The following is a 3,077-nucleotide window of genomic DNA, read 5'->3' as shown; positions in this document are numbered from 1 at the left end:
GCCGCGGCTTGCCGACGGCGACGAACAGCGCATCGGCACGTCGCGCATGGGCGGCGACCGACCGCGTCATGTGATGGCACACGGTCACCGTCGCGCCTTCGCTCATCAGCAGGAAGGCGATCGGCTTGCCGACGATTTCCGAATGGCCGACGATGACGACTTCCAGTCCCTTGAGGTCGAGGCCGGTTTCCTTGAGCAGTTCGACCGAGGCGGCCGCCGTGCAAGGCGCGAGATCGAGCTGATTGTAGACGATGTTGCCGATCGAGGCCGGATGCATGCCTTCGACATCCTTGAGCGGATGCACCGCCGCCTGCAATGTCCTGATCGGGATATGCACCGGGACCGGCCGCTGGATGATGATGCCGGTGACGCGCGGATCGGCATTCAGGCCGTGAATGGCCGCTTCCAACTCGCCTGCCGTGATGGTGGCGGGAAAGCGCCGCTCCTCGAAATCGATGCCGGCGAGCTCAGCCTTGGCGCGCTGGTTGCGCACATAAACATCCACCGCATCGGTGTCTCCGACGGTGATCGAGACCAGCTTGGGGGGAAAACCCTCGGCTTTGGCGATCGCTGCGTCCTCGGCAACGGCGGCGATGATGCGCTGGGCGACCGGGCCGCCCTTGAGATAACGGCTGTCTTCGGACAGGGGCATGGGTGAACTCTTTTGTGGAACTAGCCACCGAGATAGCAAAAGAATGCGGTAAAGGGCAGCATGAAAGCGAACCGCTATGCCCGTTGCGCGACGCGTGGGTGACCTTTGCCCTCGATTTCTGCTCAAAAACGGAAAGGGCAGCGCGGTTTCCCGTGCTGCCCTTCCTGACCGGCCGCATCCCCATACGGCCCGTCCCCCGTTATCCCTAAACTGGCCTCGAAAAGCGGACTGCTTTGCTGGCCAGGTGATTCGCAAGGATTATTATATCACCTCGACCGTGGTTCCGACATTGACCCGCTCATAAAGGTCGACGACGTCCTCGTTGCGCATGCGGATGCAGCCTGACGACACCGCGCCGCCGATCGTCCACGGCTGGTTGGTGCCGTGGATGCGGTATTCGGTCGTGCCGAGGTAGAGCGCGCGGGCGCCAAGCGGGTTCTCCGCGCCGCCGGCAAGATAGGTCGGCAAATAGCGGCCCTTGGCGGCTTCGCGCTTGATCATCTGCGCCGGCGGGCGCCAGTCCGGCCACTCGCGCTTGCTGGTGATCTTGTGCGTACCCGACCATTCGAAGCCCGGCTTGCCGGTGCCGACGCCATAGCGCCTTGCCTTGCCGTTCTTCTCGACGAGGTAGAGGAAGTTCTGGGTGGTGTCGATGACGATCGTGCCCGGCTTCTGGCCTCCGTCATAGTCGACTTCCTGCGGCAGGTAGATCGGGTTGATCTGAGGACGCGCGAGCATGCGCTTGGCCGGCGGCTGCACCGCCGCCGTCTGCACCCGGTCGGGCTGCGCCAGGCGCAGGCGCCGCTGTTGCTGCACCACCTGGCGGTTCTGGCGCACGATGCCGGGTGCCTGGCCAAGCTGCAGCACCCAGGGTGCGGAAAGGTCGGGGCTCACCATTACCGGCGGCCTGTCGGCATAGCGGTCGCCGGCGGTGGAGGGTGTGACGCCGGCGGCAAACACAGCCACGGCGCCGAGCACGGGAAACAGAACTGTCTTCATCGTAACGCACCTTGATCGTCTGATACAAAACGGGTGGAAACGTCCTCCCGGTTCGGCGATCATTGGCGCGCAAGCAGCAACCGAAACATGAATCGGAATGCGTAAAATGCGGAACTGTCGGTAAACCTTTTGGTGTGGTTACCGCAGGGTTCAGGAATCTGGTAAAGCCGCAGTAAATGCCGCGCAAAAGCGCGTTAACGAACGGATTTTGGCTTATGGACAAGGAAAACACCGGCCTGCTCGCCGGTCCCGACGGTGTCGCGCGCTGCTTCTGGCACGGCAATCTGCCCGACTATCTGCACTACCACGATCATGAATGGGGCCGGCCTGTGGCCGACGACCGCAGGCTGTTCGAAAAGATCTGCCTCGAAGGCTTTCAGTCGGGCCTGTCGTGGCTGACCATCCTGCGCAAGCGGGAGAATTTTCGCGAAGCCTTCGCTAATTTCGAGTTCGACAAGGTCGCCGCCTTCACCGACAAGGATGTCGAACGCCTGCTCGGCAATGCCGGCATCATCCGCCATCGCGGCAAGATCGTCTCGACCATCAACAACGCCAAGCGCGCCCGCGAAATGGCCGACGAATTCGGCTCGCTGGCCGCCTGGTTCTGGAAGTTCGAACCCGGTAAGGACGAGCGGCCGCAAATCGTCGACCTCGCCCATCTGCGCGCCAACCCGACAACGGCCGTCTCGGTGCGGATTTCGAAGGAGCTGAAGAAACGCGGCTGGAGCTTTGTCGGCCCGACCACGGTCTACGCCTTCATGCAGGCCATGGGCCTGGTCAACGACCACCTCGAGGGCTGCGTCTGCCGCAAAGAGGTCGAGAAGCAGCGGAAGGCTTTCAGGCGGCCGAAATAGGCTCAGGTGCCGTTGGCGCTGGCCAGCACCAGGCCGGCGACGATCGCCACCACCGTGGCCACGGTCGGATAGATCACCAGCAGGCCGGTCATCAACGCGTCGCGCATGGATGGTCCCTTGCCGGTCTCGCCGGGCACTTCGAACGGGCCGGCAGCCTGGCTGATCATTTTCGGGGCGTTGATGTCGGCCGGGCGCAGGCGTGCGGGCAATTCGGCATCGCTGTCGATGGCGTGGAATCTTGCTGTGCTGGTCATGGCCGCGAACCCCTCATTTCCCGCGCTTTATCGGCGACGATTGTGTCGGCACAATGCCGTACCCGTGGCGGGATTGTTTCATTTTCGCTGCGTTTTGTTTCAGAGCTTGGCTCGGTGGTAGGCCCAAATCTTGGTCGTTCTGCGCCGCCCCTCATCGCCCTGCCGGGCACTTCTCCCCGTATAGCGACGGGGAGAAGGACGCCCTCGTCGATGGTTTCGCCAGTCGTCCAGGTTGCAAGAGAATGCCCGAGTCCGCGTTCAGCTCTCTTCTCCCCGTCACTATACGGGGAGAAGAGAGCTGAACGCGGACTCGGGCAT

At 63.0% G+C, this 3,077-nt stretch carries 4 protein-coding genes; 1 reads left to right on the top strand and 3 read right to left on the bottom strand.

Annotated elements, in window-relative coordinates:
- Positions 1-652, bottom strand: a 652-nt coding sequence (locus tag EN906_RS28825) for a bifunctional 5,10-methylenetetrahydrofolate dehydrogenase/5,10-methenyltetrahydrofolate cyclohydrolase (RefSeq protein WP_164777429.1), incomplete at its 3' end; no start/stop codon positions are given.
- A gap of 261 nt (positions 653-913) precedes the next feature.
- Positions 914-1,651 (bottom strand): L,D-transpeptidase, encoded by a 738-nt coding sequence (locus tag EN906_RS28820; RefSeq protein WP_127268831.1) that lies wholly within the window; start codon positions 1,649-1,651, stop codon positions 914-916.
- A gap of 215 nt (positions 1,652-1,866) precedes the next feature.
- Here EN906_RS28820 and EN906_RS28815 point away from each other — a divergent pair, with 215 nt between their 5' ends.
- On the top strand, positions 1,867-2,505 hold the full coding sequence (locus EN906_RS28815) for a DNA-3-methyladenine glycosylase I (RefSeq protein ID WP_127268832.1): 639 nt from the start codon (positions 1,867-1,869) through the stop codon (positions 2,503-2,505).
- 2 nt (positions 2,506-2,507) lie between these two features.
- Here the strand turns inward: EN906_RS28815 and EN906_RS28810 are convergent, their stop codons facing one another.
- Positions 2,508-2,759 (bottom strand): hypothetical protein, encoded by a 252-nt coding sequence (locus EN906_RS28810; protein WP_127268833.1) that lies wholly within the window; start codon positions 2,757-2,759, stop codon positions 2,508-2,510.
- Positions 2,760-3,077 lie beyond the last annotated feature (318 nt).

Source organism: Mesorhizobium sp. M7A.F.Ca.CA.004.06.1.1 (assembly GCF_003999135.1).
Lineage (GTDB): Bacteria > Pseudomonadota > Alphaproteobacteria > Rhizobiales > Rhizobiaceae > Mesorhizobium.
Note: the sequence above shows the minus strand (reverse complement) of the source record. Positions and strands in the feature narration are given on the sequence as shown.